Source organism: Collinsella aerofaciens, from assembly GCF_015548375.1.
Taxonomy (GTDB): Bacteria; Actinomycetota; Coriobacteriia; order Coriobacteriales; family Coriobacteriaceae; genus Collinsella; species Collinsella aerofaciens_AB.
Genome location: NZ_JADMWW010000013.1, coordinates 27,830 through 46,076, shown reverse-complemented (window position 1 = coordinate 46,076; position 18,247 = coordinate 27,830). Strand labels below are relative to the sequence as shown.

General features: G+C 66.1%; 22 protein-coding genes. All 22 read right to left on the bottom strand.

Annotated elements, in window-relative coordinates; translation table 11 throughout:
• Positions 1-14 precede the first annotated feature (14 nt).
• The 22 genes from I1969_RS06840 to I1969_RS06735 all read right to left on the bottom strand — a co-directional run bounded on the left by I1969_RS06840 (position 15) and on the right by I1969_RS06735 (position 18,189).
• Positions 15-182, bottom strand: coding sequence for an XkdX family protein (locus I1969_RS06840; RefSeq protein ID WP_035136724.1), 168 nt, complete (start codon positions 180-182; stop codon positions 15-17).
• Positions 182-508: a hypothetical protein gene (locus I1969_RS06835; RefSeq protein WP_035136723.1), complete on the bottom strand. Its 327-nt coding sequence runs from the start codon at positions 506-508 to the stop codon at positions 182-184. Before I1969_RS06835 ends, I1969_RS06840 begins: the two co-directional genes overlap by 1 nt.
• A 138-nt stretch (positions 509-646) precedes the next feature.
• Positions 647-1,171, bottom strand: a complete 525-nt coding sequence (locus I1969_RS06830; protein ID WP_195234101.1) for a hypothetical protein — start codon at positions 1,169-1,171, stop codon at positions 647-649.
• Positions 1,172-1,275: 104 nt separating this feature from the next.
• Complete coding sequence (locus tag I1969_RS06825; RefSeq protein WP_195234099.1) at positions 1,276-2,184, bottom strand: DUF6273 domain-containing protein; 909 nt, start codon at positions 2,182-2,184, stop codon at positions 1,276-1,278.
• A 9-nt stretch (positions 2,185-2,193) separates the two neighbouring features.
• Positions 2,194-2,931 carry a BppU family phage baseplate upper protein gene (locus tag I1969_RS06820; RefSeq protein ID WP_195234097.1) on the bottom strand — a complete coding sequence of 246 codons (738 nt, stop codon included), beginning with the start codon at positions 2,929-2,931 and terminating at the stop codon, positions 2,194-2,196.
• A complete protein-coding gene (locus I1969_RS06815; RefSeq protein ID WP_195234095.1) occupies positions 2,928-3,326 on the bottom strand; it encodes a hypothetical protein in 399 nt (132 codons plus the stop codon). Before I1969_RS06815 ends, I1969_RS06820 begins: the two co-directional genes overlap by 4 nt.
• Positions 3,327-3,347: 21 nt before the next feature.
• Positions 3,348-6,602 carry a phage tail protein gene (locus tag I1969_RS06810; RefSeq protein ID WP_195234093.1) on the bottom strand — a complete coding sequence of 1,085 codons (3,255 nt, stop codon included), beginning with the start codon at positions 6,600-6,602 and terminating at the stop codon, positions 3,348-3,350.
• The gene (locus I1969_RS06805; RefSeq protein WP_195234091.1) at positions 6,603-7,301 is read right to left on the bottom strand and encodes a distal tail protein Dit; all 699 of its coding nucleotides are present in this window, start codon (positions 7,299-7,301) and stop codon (positions 6,603-6,605) included.
• Complete coding sequence (locus I1969_RS06800) at positions 7,298-9,769, bottom strand: phage tail protein (protein ID WP_195234089.1); 2,472 nt, start codon at positions 9,767-9,769, stop codon at positions 7,298-7,300. The genes I1969_RS06805 and I1969_RS06800 overlap by 4 nt, the downstream gene beginning before the upstream one ends.
• Positions 9,759-9,992, bottom strand: a complete 234-nt coding sequence (locus tag I1969_RS06795) for a hypothetical protein (RefSeq protein WP_118205769.1) — start codon at positions 9,990-9,992, stop codon at positions 9,759-9,761. The genes I1969_RS06800 and I1969_RS06795 overlap by 11 nt, the downstream gene beginning before the upstream one ends.
• Positions 9,993-10,108: 116 nt before the next feature.
• A complete protein-coding gene (locus I1969_RS06790; protein WP_195234087.1) occupies positions 10,109-10,402 on the bottom strand; it encodes a hypothetical protein in 294 nt (97 codons plus the stop codon).
• Complete coding sequence (locus tag I1969_RS06785) at positions 10,402-10,980, bottom strand: phage tail tube protein (RefSeq protein WP_195234085.1); 579 nt, start codon at positions 10,978-10,980, stop codon at positions 10,402-10,404. Before I1969_RS06785 ends, I1969_RS06790 begins: the two co-directional genes overlap by 1 nt.
• A 9-nt stretch (positions 10,981-10,989) precedes the next feature.
• Positions 10,990-11,331: a hypothetical protein gene (locus I1969_RS06780; RefSeq protein ID WP_161160835.1), complete on the bottom strand. Its 342-nt coding sequence runs from the start codon at positions 11,329-11,331 to the stop codon at positions 10,990-10,992.
• Positions 11,331-11,624, bottom strand: coding sequence for a hypothetical protein (locus I1969_RS06775; protein ID WP_161160834.1), 294 nt, complete (start codon positions 11,622-11,624; stop codon positions 11,331-11,333). Before I1969_RS06775 ends, I1969_RS06780 begins: the two co-directional genes overlap by 1 nt.
• Positions 11,617-11,958, bottom strand: a complete 342-nt coding sequence (locus I1969_RS06770) for a hypothetical protein (RefSeq protein ID WP_161160833.1) — start codon at positions 11,956-11,958, stop codon at positions 11,617-11,619. Before I1969_RS06770 ends, I1969_RS06775 begins: the two co-directional genes overlap by 8 nt.
• A complete protein-coding gene (locus tag I1969_RS06765; protein WP_161160832.1) occupies positions 11,955-12,350 on the bottom strand; it encodes a Gp19/Gp15/Gp42 family protein in 396 nt (131 codons plus the stop codon). Before I1969_RS06765 ends, I1969_RS06770 begins: the two co-directional genes overlap by 4 nt.
• A 2-nt stretch (positions 12,351-12,352) precedes the next feature.
• Complete coding sequence (locus I1969_RS06760; RefSeq protein WP_118205776.1) at positions 12,353-12,550, bottom strand: hypothetical protein; 198 nt, start codon at positions 12,548-12,550, stop codon at positions 12,353-12,355.
• An 11-nt stretch (positions 12,551-12,561) separates the two neighbouring features.
• Positions 12,562-13,449 (bottom strand): phage major capsid protein, encoded by an 888-nt coding sequence (locus I1969_RS06755; RefSeq protein WP_195234083.1) that lies wholly within the window; start codon positions 13,447-13,449, stop codon positions 12,562-12,564.
• A 25-nt stretch (positions 13,450-13,474) separates the two neighbouring features.
• Positions 13,475-13,933 (bottom strand): hypothetical protein, encoded by a 459-nt coding sequence (locus I1969_RS06750; protein WP_161160830.1) that lies wholly within the window; start codon positions 13,931-13,933, stop codon positions 13,475-13,477.
• A gap of 230 nt (positions 13,934-14,163) precedes the next feature.
• Positions 14,164-15,435 (bottom strand): VG15 protein, encoded by a 1,272-nt coding sequence (locus tag I1969_RS06745; protein WP_195234081.1) that lies wholly within the window; start codon positions 15,433-15,435, stop codon positions 14,164-14,166.
• On the bottom strand, positions 15,416-16,834 hold the full coding sequence (locus I1969_RS06740; RefSeq protein ID WP_195234079.1) for a phage portal protein: 1,419 nt from the start codon (positions 16,832-16,834) through the stop codon (positions 15,416-15,418). The genes I1969_RS06745 and I1969_RS06740 overlap by 20 nt, the downstream gene beginning before the upstream one ends.
• Positions 16,834-18,189: a terminase large subunit gene (locus tag I1969_RS06735; protein WP_161170677.1), complete on the bottom strand. Its 1,356-nt coding sequence runs from the start codon at positions 18,187-18,189 to the stop codon at positions 16,834-16,836. The genes I1969_RS06740 and I1969_RS06735 overlap by 1 nt, the downstream gene beginning before the upstream one ends.
• Between the last annotated feature and the right edge of the window lie 58 nt (positions 18,190-18,247).

Genomic DNA, 18,247 nt, shown 5'->3' with positions numbered 1-18,247 from the left:
CGCCCTCCTTCCGCCTATTCGGCCGTGTACTCCTCGCCGGTGATTTCCTTGTACTCGTCGGCGGTGATCCATTTGCACTCGACAGCCTTGTAGACGCGCGCCTTGCTCCAAAGGTCTTTGTCGTAGTACTTCTTGACCTTCGCGAAGTGCTTGGAATGCTCAACGGTTTTCTTCGTAGCCATTACTGGTCACCTCCCACGGTCATGAGCAGGTAGTCGATGTTCGCCGTGTTGGTCTCGGTCTGCGTCGGCTGGGACGCCTGCTCGCGCATCTGTTCGAGCAGCGCTGGGAGGTCGGGCACCTCGCCGTTGGCGTAGGCGGCGAGCGCGGAGGTGTAGGCGAGCTTTCGCGCCTTCCGCTCCACGTACTCGTCATCGTCGATAACGCCCGCGTCGTGCGCCGCGTCGGGGTCGCCGATCTGCGACAGCAAGTCGCGCAGGGCGTTGACCTCGGCCAGGGTGCCGTCTCGAAGCTCGTCGGGGCGCGGCATGTCTTCCTCAGTGTCCATGCGGACTCCTCTCTTGTCGGGGAATGTGTCGCCATCGTATTGGCGCCGTGAGATTGCCGGGCCGCTTCGATGGGTGCAAAGAAAGAAGGCGCGCCGCGGCACGCCTTCGATGCTTCTGTTATTTCGCGGCCGCTTCGCTTAGGCCGCTGCTTTGAGTTGCCGGTTCTCCGCTATTGCGAGGGCTTGCCTCCGCTTGAATCGTCCCTCGGGTTGGCCTGCATTGAGCACCCCCCCCCCCCCTTCCCGCGCGAGATTTTCGAACAGGCTGTGGTACAGCGCGTCCATGGCCAAAACGCTGCGGTGCGCGTCCAGCCGCTTCATGCCGCCGCGCCAGCTCTGGTAGCTCCGCTCAACCTGCTCGGGGGTCATGACGCCATCGGCGACCATGCGGGCCATCTTCTTCAGCTTGCGGCGCTCGCGCGTGATGGAGTCGCGGCACGGCTTCACGACTATGCGGCCCGTCTCCGTGTAGAAGATGCGCTTCTTCAGCCACGTGAAGCCGCGCGCCGTCTCCACGGTCGGCACCGCGTTCAGCAGCCTGTAGGCCTTGGGCACTACCGAGGAGGACGCCATCAGCTTGTTGACCTCCACGCGGATGGCGATGGCCTGCGTGAAGAACTTGTATTCGGACACCTCGCGGTTGCGCTGGTAGACGCCGCTCACGTGCACCTCCTGGGGAAACTGGCGAAAAACCCGGCCCGCTTCGCGGGCAGGAGGCGACCGCGCAAGGCGGTCGCCTAGAAGCAGAGTATAGAGCACTCGGCTGGCTAGCCGACGAGGAAGCCGGGGCGGGGGCGAACCCAGACGTACGTCGCGGAGTCGTAGTAGGCATTGCCGCTGCTGTCGACGCAGCACACGCCGGACGACGAGCCACCCATGACGGAACGCAGCCACCAGCCGCACCGATTTCCGTTGACTCGGTGAGCGGTGTCGCGGAACAGGTCCCACTGGCAGTCGAAGCCGACGCTGTAGCCCTTCGTCCCCCACACGGGGCAGCCGTACACCTCCATCTCCGACAGCGAGAACACCTTGCCGATATCCTGCCAGCTCCACGAGTTGGAGTCATTGAGCGCGCCACTGGCGCTGTACCGCTCCTCAAGCAGGACGCGCTGGGTCAGCAGGTACTTGGTCAGCCCCTCGGGCAGGCACGCCTCGAAGGCCGTCTCCCACGCCTTGAGGTTGCTGTTGGGGTAGGGGCATTTCCGGTCGGCGGTGCCCTGGTTCGTGTTGGTCGTGTTCCACATCAGGAAGCTGTCGTTGGCAACGCCGGTCACGGTCTTGGCCACGGACACAGGAGCGGACGCCACGAACGCGATATGGTGTCCCTTGCTGTTGTCGCCGCAGTAAAGGTACGGGCCGATGTGGGCAAGCAGGAACCGCACAGATTGCTGTGTGGTGACGGCGGACGCGCTCACGAGCGGCACGTCCAGGTAGTCGCCCACGCGCAGGCCCGCGAAGTTGCCGTTGGCGGCTCGCTTGTGCAGCGCGTCGTACACGCTGCCGCTGCCGATCTCTCCCGCCAGGATGGTGGCGATGTTCTGCCCGCCGTACTTGCCGATTTGGCCCTGGCGGTTGTACTCGGCGTTGTTGAGCGCCGTCTGCGCGTTGCTGCGCGCGGTATCGTCGATGACGTTGAGCGGCTGGCCGCCTACGACCAGCGTCTTTGCATTTGCCATTTATCCTCCTTAGGAAAGGGTTACCGTGCTGCCCGATACCGAGCACGTGCCGCCGAACGTCACCGTGTCCCCGGATACCGACGCCTTGCCGGCAGGGCAGTAGACCGTGCCGTCCATGTAGATGAACTTGTCTGTCGCGTCGGCGAGCATCGTCGCGAGCTGGCCGTTCTGGCGGCGCAGCTCGGCGATGTCGGACTCGCCGGCGGCGCCCTGCGCCGCCGCGTTCGCGATCTGCAATGCCGCGCTTGCCGCCGCATCGGCCCTCGACGCCGCACCGCTAGCGGCGGATGCCGCATCGAACGCGGATTGACCGAGCCGAGATAGCTCAGTGCTCCACTTCCTATAGAGCTCGTCGAGCTCCTGGTCGTAGCTGACGGCAGGCCCTGTTGTCCCGTCCACATTTCCCAGGATGACGAGCGCGAAGTCCTCGGTCGTCTCGGAGGCCCCGTTGGCGCTGTAGAACTCGAAGTATGCCAGCCTGCACCTGCCGGTGCCGTTGACGGACTCCGGCGCCAGCGTGGCGCTCACCGATACCGTGCCGACGGTGGCGGCGCAGCGAGCCCACGTGCCGTCGGCATGGAGCACGCACAGGCGCGCTGACTGGTAGGTCGGCGTGTAGGCGGCGCCGTCCGTGGTGAGTGTCGCGGTCACCCGCTGGGTCTGGGTCTCGCCCCGGCGCACGGTGACGCGCTGCGGGATGGTGCCCGGGCGCTTATGCATGTCGAGTGATATGGCGTGGTTGATCATTCCTTGGCCTCCAGCGCCCTGAGCGCGGCGAGCGCGGCCTTGAAGGCCTCGACCGGGTCGACGGCCTCGGCCCCCTCCCCCGTCTCGTCGGCCGTGGCCGGCTGCGGGTCGACGATGGCCGAGAGCGCGTCGAAGCACGCCACGGTGGCAGCCGTGCGCTTGTCGACGTACCCGGCGGTCGCCAGCGGGATGCCGTTGACCGTGGGGTCTGGCTTGCGGACGTCCGCGGCCTTGACGACCTCGCGCGAGCCGTCGTCGTACTGGGCGACAAATATGAGTCCGGCGTCCTCGGCGCGCTGGAGCACATCCGGGTCGTACTCCGTCAGGCACTGCTCGTTATTGCCGATGATGTCGTGGACCGCGTAGCCCACGACGATTTTCTTGCTTGCTTCCATTCCTTCTTGTCCTTTCATCTCTTATCCGCTCCACCCGGACGGCATGGTCGACACGCCGATCAGCAGGCCGTTCCTGAACTCGAGCACCGACGATGTCTGGGACTGGTCGTTGAAATATTTCTTGCCGTTCTCCGTGTAAAGCGGGTGGTATGCCGCTCCGACCTTGGTCGTCAGGCCTGACCACGTCGTGACGCTCGTGTCGGCGCTGCCGCTCACGCTGAGCCTCGGGGTCGAGACTCGCACGACGCCCTGTCCCTGCAGCTGCAGTCCGTGGTAGATAATCGACGGATTGTCGATGTCATGTGACGTTGAGGAGCATTCGATGTATCCGTACTGCGTGCCGTCCTTGAACCCAGCCAGCTTCCCGCTCGAGTCGAGTTCCATGGCGTACCCGCTGCTGCGGTTTCCACCGGTGAAGCTTCCGGTCGCCGTGATGTTCTTCGCCGTCATGTAGTTGGTCGTCAGCACGCCTTCCTTGAGGTTCCACGAGTTGCGCCCCTTTGCGTCCGCGAGAGTCCCGGTTGCGATGTATGTCGCGTTGACGTAGACCCTGTTGTTGCTCATGTAGAGCCCCTGGTCGGCACCGTTGTTGGTCAGGCGGTCGAAGATGGCCTTCTGGTCCATCTGCTCGTCGTAGGCGCTCAGGATGCCGTCGGCGTAGTCCGACGCGTTCTTCTGCTCGATGGCGTGGCGCGCCCCGGTCGCGGCATCGGCGTAGTCCTTGACCGCGCTCGAGTAGGCTCCGAATGCGGCGTCGTACTCGTGCATGGCAGCCTTGAGCTCCTCGGCGGTCTTGCATATGAGCACCTTGTCGACCTTGTCGGCATAGGAGCCGTACGTGCCGCCCTCATCGGTCGTGCCGAAGGCCTTGGTGTAGCGGGGGCCGAGGACGGACGAGAGGAACTGGGCGCTGAGGGCCTTGTTCGACTTCAGCGCGTTGTACTGGCTCGTGAGCTCCTCGCGCTCTTTGTCCACGTCCTGCTTGGCCTTCTTGACCGCCGCCCTCTCCGCCTCGGTCACCACACCGTCTTTGGCGAGGTCCTGCACCGTCGTGTCGAGGCCGTTGAGCGAGCCCGTCAGGTCGTGCGCGCTCTGATAGGCCTTGTTGTACGCGGCTTCCAGCACCGGCGCCGTGTGGGTGACGCTGCCGTCGCCGTAGGTGACGCGCTCCATCGACCAGACGAAGTATCCGTTCGACCATTGCGGGAGGTCCTCGGACCATCCCAGCTCTGGGTTCTGCGCATTAATTGGCGGCACGCTGTCCGACTGGTTCCTCGCGTACAGCTTCACGCGCGAGACGATGGCACTGCCGGCCATCTGGTTTGATCCGTTGATGGCCTTGGCGAGGCACGGCGCGGTGTACGTGACCGAACCGTCCGTCCACGTGACCTTGCTCCTCGTCCAGATGTACTTGCCCTTCGCCCACGTGGGCTGAGCCTCCGACCAGCTGCCGCCGGACTGCGCCGTGGAGCTCGTGGACAGGTAGTACTGTTCGACGATGCCGCGCACGCCGGTACCGGTCGAGCCCTTGTCGCCCTTGGCGCCATCGATGCCGCTGATGCACACGGGCTCGCTGTACTTGATGTCACCGGACTGCATGGTGGTCTTGGTGCGCGTCCAGATGTACTTACCCGACACCCATTGCGGCGCAGTTGTCTGCCATCCGCCCTGCGGCTCGGTGACGCGCGACGTTCCCTGGGCGTACTCGACGTCCACCGACGCTATCACGGCATCGGCGACGGCGATGTCCTTGCCGTCGAGCTTGGCGCCGGGGCCTAGATGGACCTCGCTCTCGTCGAGGTTCCAGTAGTTCTTGCCCGTCTTGTCCTGGATGGTGCCGGCCTTGATCAGGTCGCCGAGCATCGTGCCAAAGCAGATGAACTCGGCGAAGAAACCCTTTCCGGTGCCGAAGGTGCGCCAGTCCCACGAGCCGTCGGCCTTGCAGCCGGAGGCGATGCGGAAGCCCTGGGAGCACAGCTGCATGGCCATGCCGTCGCCGGTCGTCGAGCGGCCGTCCGCGTCGAGGGGCACGGAGCCGAAGATCAGGCCGCGCTCGAAGCTCGTGTGGACGTAGCTGTTGCCCGCAAGGTTGAACTGCGTATTCATGCTGTCCATGACCTGCTGGAGGTACGATGGCGGCGTCGATGCCGCCACGTCCCAGTTGGACGAGCGCTTCGACAGGCTGGACACTTTCTGCTGCTGCGCCAGCAACATGTCCGTGATTGTCTCGGTCACGTTCCCGAGCGTCACGCGCATGGAGCCGCCCAGCTCGTCGGTGACGAGCTTGGTCACGCGGCCCTCGCAGCGCAGCGCCGGGCTGAAGCACGTGTCGACGATCTGCACGTCGTCTCCCACGGCGACGCCCTCCCAGTCGCGGCCGAACTGCACGAGGTCGACGGCGTCGGCCTCGTAGGTCATGCCGGGCTCCTTGCGGGAGGCGAAGTACGCGCGGGTCTCGGCGAGCAGCGTCGCCGCGTCCTCGCAGTTCGAGTTCTCATATTGCCCGAACACGTGGGCGTGCCCGCCCCTGCCGTCGGGTCGCCCGTACAGCTTGAGCGCGGTCGCGTCCTCCACGTAGTTCTTGCCGTTGTTGATGTCGCCGAACGTCAGCTTGTGCCCGTAGCCGCCCGTGTCGGTCTCGATGCCCTTTCCATACCCGTAGCAGGCCGTTATCGCCCCGTAATGCTCGGTGCGGGAGACGGATGCCAGGTCCTTGGTGTAGGTGAACCGGCGGTGGCCGCCCTTCGCGCCTCGGTGCGAGCGGATGCCTACCCTGCGAGAGGTCACCTTTCCGCCGGATACGGTGATTTCAGTCTCAAGCTCGCCGCCGCATTTCAAGATTGACTGGAGCGCCTCGCGCGCCGAGGTGTGGTAGAAGGTCAGGCCCTTGTCGACGGTGCCGGTCTGGTCGACCGTTCCGGCGGTCCAGCGGGTCGGCCCAAGGCAGACGTTCAGCGCCTGCAAGAAGCCGTAGCCGTAGGGGCGCTTGTCCTCGATATAGTCGCCGTACGTCTCGCAGATTGAGTTGATCGCCGTGTCCGTGTAGACCGTATCGCCTCCAGCGTGGAGGCCCTTGGGGTCTTGGCAGACGTGCTCGTGGACCTTGCCGAGTCGGTCGGCCCACACGAGGCGGTAGCCCTGCTTGAGCGCGAAGGTCGTGACGATGTCCACGCTGTCCTCGCCGTTGAGCTCGTCGGTATGGGTGAGGGAGAGCAGCTCCTCGGGGCCGATTGTCGATACGTAAGCGTCCTGCCACGTGTATACGTCAATTCGCACCTAGAGCCACCTCTCCTCCCATTCGAGCGTCGCGGTGCCGCCGCTCGTCTTGATCTGCTGCACGCCGTCGAGCGAGAAGAAGTCGCTCGCGACGGTCACGGGCCAGTCCGCGCCGTTGACTGTGCAGCGCTCGGCGCGCATGTCCAGCACGACGGTCTGTGCGCCCGTGAACGACGCCTCGACGCGGACGAACCGCCCGGTCGAGACGTTGGTGATTGTCCAGCTCGAGCCTGCCGGAGGCCTGCACGTGACCGTAGGGTAGGCCCTGTAGTTGCCACCGGCGGCGACGGCGCGCTGGGATGCCGTCACCTGCTCGGAGCGCCGCTGCCCGTAGGCGGCGGGGTCTGCACAGTAGAACCCGAGCGTGAGATTCGGCATGTGTGCGTTGCGCCCCTGCTCCGCCCCTCCCCTGTAGCGCGCGAGCATGTAGCGCTCGGGAGCGTCGTCGAGCACGAGGGCCTTCTCGCCGCCGGACAGCGCCGAGGCGAGCACGGCCCTTGCCTCGGCGACCTCGTCGAGGGAGCCGCCGACGATGTTGCAGTCGACCGAGACCTCGACCGGCTCTAGGCCGGAGGCGCGGACGTGCGAGCCGTCCATGCCCGGGACCTCCGTCTCATCGAGCCGCACCTTGGGGACAATCGGTCTCGTGACCTTGGTCACCAGCAGGTACGGCGTGAGGTCGATTCCGCCGAATATCATGCGAACCCCCTTGCGGCGAGCGTGTGCCTGCCGCGCATCGCGATGGCGGAGGAGACGCGCTCCGAGTCGATGTACAGGTTTCCGTCCTTGTCCCGGATCTGCTCGAGGACGGACAGGATGCCGGCGAGGGCGTCGTCGGAATCCTCCTCGGGACGCGCCGGAGTGTAGACAGCGGACGGCGCGACGGTCAGGCCCGTCGAGAGCATCCCCTGCGCGGTGTCCATGGCGCCGCTGATGGCGGAGACCACGGTGCCGGTGCCGGAGCCGATGCCCTGCGCCCAGCCCTGCATGAGGGCCTTGCCCGAGAAGGTCGTGTAGCCGTGCCCGGAGAAGGGGCCGACCTTTGCCGGCGAGAACGGGAAGAAGGAGCGGATTCTGGAGACTGCGCCGGAGACCGCCGAGGTCACCGAGCCGATAGCGGACATGATGCCGTCCTTCAGGCCGTTGAGTATCGACTTGCCGGAGTTGAAGAGCCAGTTTCTCGCACCCGAGAAGAACCCGGTGATCTTGCCCTTTATGCTCGTGACGGTCCTGTAGACGGAGTTGATTCCGTTTGACGCTGCGCTCTTGATGCCCTCCCAGATGGACGAGCAGGCGCTCTTGATGCTCCCCCACATGCTCGACCACGTGGAGCTGATGCTGTTGAGCACGGAGCTGATCACGCCGTTGACCTGATTTATCGCCGAGTTGACGGAGAACTTGATGCGTCCCCATACGACCTCGGCGAAGTCGCGGACGGTGTCCCACACGCTCGACCAAACCGAGCTGATTCCGTTGAGCGCGGACGTTATCACGGACTCGACGACCCCGATGGCCGCCCGCACGGCGAACTCAATCTGAGACCAGACGAGCTCGGCTACCGACTTGATGGTGTTCCAGACCGTATCCCAGTCGCCGCTTATCGCGGCGGTGACCGTGGAGATGACTGTCTGCACCACGGCCATCGCGACCTGGACGGCAGTGGAGATTGTGCCCATCACGCCAGTCAGGACAGCGGAGATCGCGGGCCAGACCGCGTTCCAGACGGCGGAGATGATGCCCATCGCCACCTGAATCGCGCCCTGGATGAGCGGCATCGCCGCCAGCACGGCGGACAGCACGGACTGCACGGCGGGCATGGCGATGGCGACGAGCTGCGAGACGGTCGTCATTACGTCCGCGATGACACCGACCAGGAAGCCGATGACCGGCGACAGCGCCTGCACGATGCCGAGCACCACCTGTATGCCGGTGGAGAGCACCGGCAGCACGGCCTGCGCGATGCTGAGCAGCGCCGTGCCGATTGGCGCGATGAGCGGCGCGATGAACCCGATTGCCGCCTTGATGCCGTTACCGACGGACGTGGCCACGCCAAGGATGGCCTGAAGCGCCGAGCAGATCTGCGAGGAGTCCACCTTCGGCAGCTTGATCCCGATGCCGGCGAGCGCCCCGACGGCGATGTTCCACGCCGTGGCGAGCGCCTCGGACACGATGGGCGCGAGCACCGACGCGATGCCGGAAAGCGCCGCGGGGAACGCCTCGATGATGCCCTGCCCGATCTGCGCGACGCGCGGCGCGATGTTCTTGGCGACCGCGCCGACGGACGTGAGCAGCTGCTCGGTGAGCTGCGAGAAGTCCACATCGTCTCGGCCCAGACCGGTGAGGAAGTTCTCCCACGATGCCTTGGCCATGCCGATGGAGCCGGAGATGGTCGTCGCGGCCTCCTTGGAGGTCGTGCCGGTGATGCCCATCTCGGACTGCACGGTGTGGATAGCCTCGACCACGTCGGCGTAGCTGTCGATGGTGAGGTCGGCGGTCTTGCCCTGCGCCGCGCGCAGCTTGTTGGCGTCCGCGATAAGTCGCTCCATCTCGGACTTCGTGCCGCCGTAGCCCAGCTTCAGGTTGTCCAGCATCGTGTAGTTTTGCTTGGCAAAACCTTGGTAGGCGTTCTGGACGTCGGCCATGTCCGAGCCCATCTTGTTGACGTTGTCCGCCATGTCGCCCATCGCCGTGTTGGCGGACTCGGCGGCCTTCGCCACGTCGCCGCCGCACGAGCTCACGAGCGATGCGGCGAAGCTGGTCGCCTGGGTCATGTATTGGTTTGCGCTCATGCCGCACGTCTTGTACGCTTCCGCGGCGTATCCCTGCAGTTTGCCGGACGCGGAGCCGAAGAGCGTATCGACGCCGCCGACCAGCTGCTCGTAGTCGGCGTATGCGGATACCGCAGCGCCGCCGATTGCGGTCACCGCCGTGGTGAGCGCGCCCATGCCAGCGGCGGCGACGGTGCCCACGCCCCTGGCGACGGTGCCAAGCCCGCTCAGCAGCCCGCTGGAGCGCTTGACCCCGCCGTCCACGCCGGAGGTCATCGAGTCGCCGAATGACTTTCCGGCCTTGGAGCCCGTGTCGCCGAACTCCGAGCAGATGCTGCCGGCGAAGCCCTTCATGGACGGCATGAGCGTGATGCATGCCGAGCCTACGCTAGTCGCCATCCCGTCCTCCTAATCCTAGAATCTCGTCGATTTCCGCCCTGTTCGCGAGGGCGTTGCGCTGGTGCCTCTTGAGCTCCGCGAGCTGCCCGGGCGTCTTGAGCGGCTGCGGCTCCTGCGGCGGTCGGTGCTTCTTGTCGCTCAGCCCCCACGCGAGGCTCCTGAGCTGGTGCTCGATGCGCCAGAGCATGTACGTCTCCTCGCTCCACTTGAGCTCCGGGTACATGCGGCGTGCGCACCTCGACCCCTTCGGCAGCTGCTCCCACAGGAGGGCGGCGCGCCGGAGGTCGTCCGGTCCGCCCTCGAGCGGGAGGTCGATGCCGTAGTACTGGCGGAAGTCCGCTACGACTTCTGCGCGGTGCCCTTCGAGCTCGAGGACGAACCCTGGGAGTTTTTTGCCTTCGCCGCCTCGAATGCGGCCTGCATGAGCGTGCCCGTGGACTCGACGGAGCCGCCGAGGCGCTCCATGTACTCCTCGTCGCGGCCCGCGAAGACGCGCTCGAAGGCCTCGAACATCCCGCCCGGCTCGGTCTCGCTCTTGGCGAACTGCTTGTTGGTCTTGTAGCTGAGCAGCTCGTCGAGGTCGGCAGTGAACTCGCCGTCGATGCCGGGGATGGTGAACGTGAGCTCGGTCATTACTTGCCCTCCGCGGTCTCGGTGGACTGGATGTAGTCGTAGCAGGTGTTGCCGGCATCGTCGGTGAGGTACTTGACCGTGAGGGCGCGCGCGGCGAGCTCGCCCACGGCGAGGGTGAGGTCGTCCAGCTCGGAGGACTGGGCGAGCGGCACGACCTTGCGCCAGCGGCGTCCGTCCTTGAGCACGAGCTCGAGCACGGCGGGCCACGTCTCAGTGGAGTCGCCGTTGTGCTTGACGGTGATCATGCCGTTCTCGTCCTTGACGTTGCCGGAGCCGTACATGACCTTGAGGGTCGCGGCCTTGATCTCGGCGAGCGTGAGCTGGGCGCTCTCGACGCGGGAGGTCTGCGGCGACGCCATGAGGTCGCCGTTCATGTCCTTGATGTCCTCGGAGTCGCTGTCGAGCGTCTCGACGTAGCCGTCCTCGCTGATGTAGCCGAGGCATTTCCACGCAGCGGGCAGCGCGGTCTTGTAGTCGTTCGGCAGCGCCGTTCCGGCGGGCGCGGTGAAGATGTAGCCGCCCTTTACTCCCTTGGCGCTGGAGACGTTGGCGACGTTGTTTTTGTTGCTTTCTGCCATGATTGCTCCTTATTCGCAGATGGTCAGGTTGATGTTCGTCTGGTATCTGGGAGTCCCCGTGTCGGGGTCGTCCCATCGGTACGTGCCGTCGGACACGGCCGAGAACACGTTAGGCTCGTCCTCGATGGCGGAGCACGCCCGCTCGACGGCCTCGGCGATCTCGCGTGCGCGCCTGCGGGTCTTCGCCCACGACGTGGCGAGCACGCGCGGGGACTGGATGAACCGTGTCGCGCTCGTGGCGGCGAGGGTGACCTGGACGAACTCATCGGGTCTCTCGCGCGGCACGTCGGGCACGCACTTGATGCCGGTCGCGTCCATGAGCCGCTTGGCGACAACCCTCTCGATGTCCATCAGTCACCTCCAAAGATTGCCTGCAAGCGGTTGTGCTTCTTCTCGCTGCGGAAGGCGTGGACGCTCTCCGTGTGGAGCGAGCGCCCCTTGGCGAGGGAGCCGCTCATGACGTCCGAGGCATAGCCTGCGCCCTCCCCCGGTTTCGGGCTAAACGATGCGTTGGCGGACGCGACGACAGCGTTTGCCTTCTGGTCGAGCATGGCCTGCACGCCCCCGCCGTTCATGACCTCGGCGTATCCGCCGCGGTTCCAGCCCTTCCACTTGATCTTGACCTCGCACTTAGCCTTAGCCATCGGTTCGGGTCACCTCGCAGGTGAGGTCCCAGGGGCCGGGCGTATTGGCCGCGGTGTATCGCTTGGGGTCGCCGACCACCTTGTAGTCGGTGCCGCGCACCGTGACCGTCGCGTCCCTGAGGTCAACGTCCGCGCCCTTCGGGAAGCAGAGCGTGTAGGCGACCGTCACGCCGTTCGGGCGCGTCGAGTCGAGGTCGGCGGTCGCGCCGGGGCACACCACGACGTTGTCGACCGCCGCCTCGGTCACCGTCTCGCCGGTGGGCTCGCCAAGCTCGTCGAACGACTGGGCCGCACTGCGCACGGTCACGGTCTCGCCGGAGATGAGGCACGTCATTCGGCCACCCCTCCCCTCTCCAGAGGCGTGAGCGCCCCGAGCGCCTGACCGGTGAGGCCGAGGCGCCTGAGGTCGCTCTTCCCGAGGTACATCTCGCCGAGCGCCGAGCCGTAGGTCACCGATGCGGTGTAGATTCCGGCCCCCTGGCTGTACTGCGTGGCGCCCGCCATCGCGGACGGTGCCGAGAGCACGCGGTTGACGAGCAGGCAGCACACGGCGGGCGCGGCGCGGTCGAACGCCGGGCACGCCCCCTCGGTGTACTCGCCGATTCGGTCCTCGAATGCCGCGAGCATCAGGTCCGATGCGTCCTGCAGCAGCACCCCGGTGCGGGCCTCGTCCGCGGGCTCGCCGTAGCGGGCCTTGTAGTCGTCCACGCTGGCGAGCGCGGCCATGGCTACTCGGCCTCCATGATCCCGGCGTCGACGAGGGCCTGCACGACCTTCGCGACGGTCGGGCTGGCGCCGGGGTTGGCGACCTTCTTGGGCACGACGAGCGGCTTGCCGTCGGGCGAGACGAGCGCCACGTGCTGCGGGAGGATGCTGGACGCCTTGCCCGCGTCCTCCACGATGAATTTCTGGACTAGCTGAGCCATCTCGGTACCCCCTAGGCGCTCTTGAGGACGGCGAAGGCCTTCGGGTCGAGTACCGCGTATGCCAGGACGGCCTCGGTGCGGTAGGCGATCTGGTTGTAGCCCTTCAGGTCCTGACCGGTGTTGTCGGGGTCGCCGTACTCGATGACCTCGGCGGTGATGTCGCGGACCATGCCCCACTTGATGGCGGAGAAGTCGCCCATGATCGCGGAGACCTTGGTCGGGGTCTTGGCGAGACGGCCGTTCACGGTGCCGGACACGGAGGCGGGGATGCCGTCGAGGTTGCCCACGTTGAGGGACAGCGGCACCTCGGGGTACAAGCGCTGCCCGGTGGCGGGCACGCGCAGCTTGCGCAGCTCGGAGGCGAACTGGCGGCTCATGGCGATGCCGTTGATGCCGTAGTCGAGCAGGGCGTCGGAGAGGGAGTCGATGTCGTCGACCGGGGAGTCGGTCTTGGCGACGCTGTGGACGTCCTTGTCAGCGGTCAGGGCGGTGTAGCCCGTGAGGCCGAGGCCGGTCTTGGGGTTGATGGCGTGGTAGACGATGTAGTCGAGCGCGCGGCCCGCGGCGGCGGTCTGGTCGGCGATGATGTTGGAGATGATCTCCAGCTGGTTGTCCTCGTCGGCCCACTTCAGCTCGTCGGAGACGCGCGTGGTCGTGACGATCTTGGCGCGCTTTGCGACTACGGGGTCGGTGGAGATCTCGGAGCCGGACTTCTTGCCGCCCTCGGCGACGACCTCGGCCTCTGCGGTCGGGTTGAACACGAGGTAGGTCGTGTCCGCGAACTTCTGCGGGGTGCTGGGGCTCAGCGTGGCGATGGTGGAGGTGTCCTTCACCTTGCCGATGATGGTGGATACCACGCTGGACGGCAGCTTGATTTTCTGGGTGTCGTTTGCAGCCATTTCTGTGCCTTTCTTCGGGTTTGGCTTACTTCAGGAGGCGCTTGGCGAAGTCTCGCAGCGCCTCGTCCCCGCCCTTGCCGCCCTTGTCGAAGCTGCCGGGCTTCTCCACTCGCGGCGCGGGCTTTGTCTTGAATGCGGCGAGCATCTTGTCGCACCATGCGGCCATGCTCTCCTCGTCCTCGCCGACGATGAGGTCCGCGGGGACTCCCTTCTCCTGCGCGACCTTGGCGGCGGTCTTGGCTCGCGCCTCGGCCTTCTCCTTGGCGTCGAGTCGCTTCTCGAGCTCCGCGACCTTCTCGTCGGCGGTCTTCTTCGCCTGGTTGGCCTCGTCGAGTGCGCTTGCCGCGCCCTTGTTGGCCTTGGCCTGCTTCTCCCACTTGCGGGAGTGCGCCTTCTCGGCCTCGTAGAGCGCCTTGTAGTCGGGCTCCTCGCCCCCGGTCGGCTCCGTACCGCCCGTGGGCTCCGTGTTGGTCTCTGCTGCCATATCGCGTCCTTTCCCGGACCGTGCGGCCCGTCGGGCCAGCCGTGCGGCCGAGCCCCTTAGATGTGCGTTTCGGGCCGTGCGGCCATGTCGCGCGGCAGTGTCCTACGGGCGTGAGATTTGGCCTGTTTGGCGTTTTTCGGCATGAAAAACGCCGCCCGTGGGCGGCCATGCGGTATGATGAGATTAGGCGGAAGCTGTTTGACTCACCTATTGAGACATGCAGCTCCCGCCTATTTTTTTATCGTTTGGAGCGACCCGTCGTGCCCCAGCATCCGCACTTCGGCGATTCCGTACCTCTTCATGTACTTGCGTATCCACGCTTCGGCTTGGCTGTCGGTAACCGACTTGTTCTCGCTGACGTCGAAGACGGCGAACCGCACCCCGCTCTTGTTGGCCACGGACTTCATGTGCGACTTGAACGTGTTCTCCGATTTCGACGTGTATACGGTCTTGATTTCGATGCCCGTGGACAGGTCGGCGCGGCTTACGGTCGTTTTTCCCTGCGCGTTCTCGCTCTTCAGGTGCACCTCGTCTTCCCAGAACTCGGTCTTGTAGCCCAGTGCCGCCAGCTTCTCTGCGGTTCTCCTCTCTCCGGGGTCTACCCTCCACCTCTTTACCTTGTCGCGCCTCACCGCATCGTCCGTGAACGTTATGCCCTTATGCTCGCCGCCGGCGTACCAGGACGGGTCGCGTAGCTCTATCTCGGATGCGACGCGGTTGTTGAGGTAGGCGGTGTACGCCTTCCCCTCCTTGTTGCCGTGGCGCCTCACGAGCGCTTCGCGTTCGTCCTCCGGCATTGCGTACCAGTCGGAGGCGATGCCGTCGCGGCCTCCGAGCGCGGCCAGGCAGTCGTTATACCTCTCGTACATCCCGTCAGGGTCGTATCCCTTGACTGTGGTCACCCCGTCGAAGCCGGGAACGATTCGGCAGTCGCAGTGCGCGTGCGAGTGCTCCGCCGCCGCCTCGGTCTTGGCGTAGAAGCCGAACGACGCGAGCATGAGGCAGAACCCGCACGTCTCGCCACGGGGAACGCGGGCGTACCACGGCTTCGCCGGGTCTTTGCGCGCGTTGTGGGCGACGCACCTGTTGGCGGCGCGCCTGATCTCCTCGTCGACCCTCGTGACGCACCGCGAGACAAAGACCTCGGGGGCGCCCTCGACGACCTTGCCGATGAAATACCTAACCGCGCCGAGCGTGGCGTCCGGGTCTCGCATGGACTCGGCGACCGCCCGATACTTCCCGGGGAAGCCCTGCGACGCCCTGACCGCGTCGTAGTATTCGGCTGCCCTGGCGGCGGCGCACGTGTCGGCGTAGTACCCGAGCACCGCCTCGATCGTCTCGTACGCCCTCTCGCGGAGAGCGGCGACATCGCCGCCACCACCGCGCTCCCAGCTCGACAGCAGGGACTCGAGCGCCGGCCTCACCTTCGCCTGGGCGTCTGCCGACAGCGCGTTCACCTCATCGGTCAGCTCGTCCAGCAGGCTAGTCGGCACCGCCGCCATTCTCGCCCTCCTTCGGCTCGAACAGCGATGCGATAGCCGCGCCCGCCTGCGCCTTCTTGGCATCCGACTCGATGCGCTGGATCTGCTCGTCCGTGTAGTCGAGCATCTCGTAGGCGACCGTGGAGTTGGCGAGCTTCGGGAGCGCCTGCACCTGCTTGAGCAGCGCGTCGGACAGGCTCACCGTGGACGGGTACGCCGGGCTGAGGAATCGCGGGTTGATCTCATGCCCCGCATCGCGCTCGGTGGCGAAATCGGTGCCGTTCGCCACGGCGAGCGCCATGTAGGCCACGTTGCGCAGCGCCGTGCCGTTGTCGCGGTTGAGGTTCTTGGCGTCGATGACAAGAGGCTCGAGGGACGCGGCGATGGCGTCCGAGGAGGACGGGTTGTCGTTGGACACTCCGAAGAAGCTCACCGGCACGTTGGTCACGGCGGACATCTGGCAGGCGAGCTGGCGAAGGTACTCGGTGAGCGGGGCCATCTGCAGCTGCGCGGACTGCCAGACCGTGGGCTTGTCGCCGTCGGGGTCTTTGGTGATCTCGTTGACAGCGCCCATGCTCGCGTCGTACTTGTTGCCATCGTTGAGCATCTTCTTGTAGGTTCCCAGAAGCCACGTCTGCGGCAGGGTCGCGGCCTCGGCGGCGACCTCCATGCGGGCGCGCTGTCGGATGGCGTCGTCGGTGATGCTCATCACGGAGCGGCTGATGCGCGAGGTGCCGAAGGGGCGCTCGAGAGTCGCGCCGTGTGCCATCGGCTCCATGAGGCAGCGCCCCATCGAGTGCTCGCGGTACTCGGCTACCCACGAGCCGCCGTCGCGCGTGAGCACCACGAGGCTGTCGTCGGTGAGCAGGTGCACCACGGTCGGCACGCGCTCGGTGTCGCCGGGCATCTTCTTGGACTCAGCCACGACGAGTCCCGCCCTGATGGCCTTGCGAGCGTCGTCCCAGAGCGCCGCCGCCGCGGTGGCGGGGTACGCCGAGATGACCGGGTAGCCGCCGCCGTCTGTCACGGTCCAGAAGCCGCAGCAGTGCTTCAGCTCGCCGATGAGGTTCTTGCGGTAGAGGCGCTCTAGCTGGTTCGACTCGCAGATGGCGCGGAGGGCCTTGCTCGTCTGCTCATCCGCGCACGTATAACCGTTGAAGATGGAGCGGTCGGCGAGTGCGTGCACGGCCTTGCGGGGCCAGTCCACGCGCGGGTTGATCTTCTTGGCGAGGCTCGCCGGCATGGCGATGCCGAGGTCCTTCACCGACACGTGCCCGAGGTAGTAGTCCTCGCGCTCGAGGTTGCTGGCTCGATGCTCGCGCCAGACGGTCATGAGCTCGCGGACGAGCGCCGCGTCGCCCGGCTCCAAGCCTGCGGCGGATGCTACCTGCCCCGCCAGTTCCATGTTCACTGCTGCCATCAGAAGCTGGCCTCCTGTTCCCTTCGCGGGTCTCGTTTCGTGGTTCTCGCCGCCCAGAGGGCGAGCGATGCGGACTCGATGGGGGCGGCGATGGAGTCGGGGCCGTCCGCGAAGCCCCATCCGTCCCTGCCTATGTCGCGCTTGAGCGACTTGCGCGCCGAGTCGTCGAGCGCCGGCGACTCGATGTGAGACAGCGTGCCCGAGTCGACCTCGTCCTTGAGCATCGACGCCGCAGCCTGCACGATTGCGGGCGTGCCCATCACGAGCGCGCACTTGCTGAAGCCGCCGTCGAGCATCCGCCGCTTGAGCGCGTCCGCTCCGGACTTGCCGTCGATGCAGGCGCACGCGATCTCGTCTCGGTTGCGCAGGAGCATGTCCGAGATCGCGACCGTTCCGCCCGAAGCGCCCATCACGTCGTACAGCTCGACGTAGGACGGTCCGTCCCTGTCGGCGAGCGCCCAGGACACCGCGGCGTTGGAGCCGTCTGCGGAGAACTTCACGCCGAAGGCGAGCTTTCCGTCAGTGGGCGCTGAGTCGCGTCGGCACCCGTCCCACTTCTTGGAGGACAGGGCGTAGAGGAGCGAGCCTCCCGTCTTCGCCCACCACCCGAGGCGCTCGCGCGCGAACACGTCGGGCTGCATCTGCTCGGACTCGCCCTTGACGGCCTCGTAGTTGAGCACGGTGCCCATGGACGGGTTGTACTCGTACCAGCGGGACTCGTCGTGGACGTCGCCTATCTCGTCCGCGCCCCACTCGATCCACGCCATCTCGGACTCGCCGTCGTGCACGTCGTCGTGGAGGTCGCGAAACACCGTGCCGACGTTGTCGGGGCCTGGCGGCGTTCCGAGGTAGATGGTCTGCGGGTTGTGCATCGCGCTCGCCGAGATGGCAGGCAGGGACGCCGCCTGCTGCGTGTCCGTGAGCTCCTGCGCCTCGTCGTAGATGAGCACGTCGTAGGTCTTGCCTCGCGCCAGCGAGTTGGTGCGGGTGGTGAAGCGGATGAGTCCGCCGTTCTTGAGGCTGATGGCCTGCTGCCCGTTCGTCTTGCGCACGGCGAGCAGGAGGTTGCGCAGATCGGTCTCGTCCTCGTCCTCGAACGGCTGTGACAGCTCCTTGAACATCTGGTCGGATGTGTCGCCGTGCTGGCAGGTGTACAGGATCTTCTCGCCGTTGAGCGCGCCGTAGAAGCACCTTGCTCGCACGACCCAGCTCTTTCCGTTCTGGCGCGGGATGGAGATGCCCAGCGTGCGCAGCAGGTACTTGTCGCGCGCATCGCGGGCCAGCATCGCGTCGAGCAGGTGCGGCTGCCACGGGAGCGGGTCGCCGAAGTAGGCGGTCGCGAGCTCGCACGCCATCCCGCCGTCGCCGCTGAGGTCCTCCGGGACGTTCGCCTCGTATGTCGGCGTCTGCCTG